2 protein-coding genes are annotated in these 1,609 nt (G+C 49.7%); both read right to left on the bottom strand.

The genetic code is table 11. The features are described from left to right. Positions 1 to 119 precede the first annotated feature (119 nt). Entirely contained in the window at positions 120 to 962 is an 843-nt protein-coding gene (locus H3H39_RS27250; protein ID WP_182157685.1) for a hypothetical protein, read from the bottom strand. 133 nt (positions 963 to 1,095) lie between these two features. Then, the gene (locus tag H3H39_RS27245) at positions 1,096 to 1,476 is read right to left on the bottom strand and encodes a GIY-YIG nuclease family protein (protein ID WP_229218358.1); all 381 of its coding nucleotides are present in this window, start codon (positions 1,474 to 1,476) and stop codon (positions 1,096 to 1,098) included. Positions 1,477 to 1,609 lie beyond the last annotated feature (133 nt).

The raw sequence follows: 1,609 nt of genomic DNA, 5'->3' as shown, positions 1-1,609 counted from the left end.
CCTGCGGCGCTCCTGGCTTATCGTTACAACCTCGATTGTTTGCTTGTTCCTAGTCATATGCACAGTCCTATTCCTATCCGTAAGAATAGCGCATAGGCTGTGTCCGGTGAATCAGGGGGCTATTTCACAGCAGTTCGTCTAGTCATATCAAGTGTGTATTCGGGATGCGTAGGACATACAGCATCGCCAATGTACTCGATCACACGCCACATATAGATTAAGAGGTAAGGCAGCCGACTGTAAAGAAATTCCCACTGAGATTGCTTTGCGTCCCAACCAGAAAAAATGAAGTTAACGTTCAGCGATTCCGTTTTGATCGCTTTATGCTCGGTGAACAGATGAATTGCCTTGTTACACAAACCGTCAAACCCATCCTCGACTTTGACATACCTCAGTTGCGCTAAATATTCGGCATCGAATGCTTCGGTCTGGCCTATTGTCTCAAGGACCTGTTGAATACGCCGTTTATGCTCCCCCTCTATTCCTGTTGCGGTCTGTGGCCGTAACGCAATCGGGGAGGTAGCAAGCTTTTCAGCAAATGCAACTTCATCCAGGATGATCGACTCCAGCAAAAAAAGACTTTCTTGAATCGGCTTACGTATCAGCATATAGCTGATGTTAAGCTTGCCTTTACGAGAGCACTCCAACGCTTCATAGATACAATGCAGCATGTCAGAAAGGACGGCAGGCAGTACAAGGGTCTTAAGCACCCGTGCTCGATCCTGAAACCTCTGATTTTTTTCCAGCCATTCGAAGATATCTGCTGTTGACTCGAAATCTGCTGCTGCCTGATGATCCTCAAACGTTATCTGTGCAGTGAATACATCGCAGGCTTCTCCTGATACCAGGAACTGCGCCAAGATATCGTGCACTGCAAAGCAGAGGTCATGAGCAATATTGAATTCCTTCGGAAGGAACCCACCTTTGTTTGTCGCAAATCTTCGCATCGCGCCCTCAGTCAATAGTTATTGCTAATGCTAGCTCGCTGATCTGCACCTTAGTCCCTGTTTCGTTGCATACTAACTGATGGGCCACGTGAGCAAATGTGCGAGCTCGTTTGGTGCGAGCTCGTTTGGCGCCTTATCCTCACCGGTTTCACATGAATAGCTTTTTGTTTTGCTTGGCCCAGTAGTCTGGCCGGGGCGCTGGCTGTACGGAGCGGCGTTTGCGTGGCATCCAGTCCTGCACGTCGAACTCAATGCCGTGACGGTTGAATATGACTTCCGCTCGCGGGATGCTCTGCCTTTTCCAAGCATTACGGCGCCTAGCATCTTTTTTCAAGAGAGCTTCATATGCGAAAGCGTCCTCACGGGTTTCAAAGCGTCTTGCAGCCAGAAGGTGCCACTTGCGTCCCTTGGTCCATCCAGAGTTGTTTTGAGAATTATGACTGTGAAGCCGCCGCTTCAAATTGCTGGTCGCGCCGAGGTAGGTAATTCCTTCCGCACAAACCAGCAAGTACGTCCACGCCGTCGCCATGTTCACCTGAATCGCCACGAGTCTGCTAGACACCCGCGAGCCGTTCAAAATGCCTTCGCTCAAACTCTGCTGGCGAAAGCCTGTCATTGAATCCGTGACGGCGCTTCGGATTGTAGAACATCTCGATGTAGTC

This window comes from Rugamonas apoptosis (assembly GCF_014042355.1).
Taxonomy (GTDB): Bacteria; Pseudomonadota; Gammaproteobacteria; order Burkholderiales; family Burkholderiaceae_D; genus Rugamonas; species Rugamonas apoptosis.
The sequence above is the reverse complement of the archived record's forward strand: the minus strand, read 5'-3'. Positions and strand labels throughout refer to the sequence as shown.